Below are 295 nucleotides of genomic sequence, written 5' to 3'. Positions count from 1 at the left end.
GCCAGCATCAACCCGCTTTAGGGCATCCATGATCTGGCTGTCGGTAAATTTAGAACGCTTCATGTAGAACTCCTCTTATTGAGAAAATTCTACCTCTGAGATCAGTTAACCTGTGGGGGGATTACCCACTCATCTCTAAATTTGCCATTAAAACTCTCATTAGTGCCGTTTTGCCAAGGTTTACCTGGCTCGATATGTAAGTTGTGCAAACCTCGCTCTACCGCCCATTCCAATAAGATGGTACTCACAAACTCTGGACCGTTGTCACTGCGAAGAACCTTGGGGCAACCACGCT

General features: G+C 46.4%; 1 pseudogene. It reads right to left on the bottom strand.

The window, feature by feature from the left end:
• Window positions 1-128: 128 nt before the first annotated feature.
• Window positions 129-295: pseudogene (locus tag ICN39_RS11090) on the bottom strand (integrase core domain-containing protein); the annotation flags it as partial.

It is taken from the genome of Polynucleobacter sp. AP-Reno-20A-A9 (assembly GCF_018882085.1).
GTDB lineage: Bacteria > Pseudomonadota > Gammaproteobacteria > Burkholderiales > Burkholderiaceae > Polynucleobacter.
The sequence above is the reverse complement of the archived record's forward strand: the minus strand, read 5'-3'. Positions and strand labels throughout refer to the sequence as shown.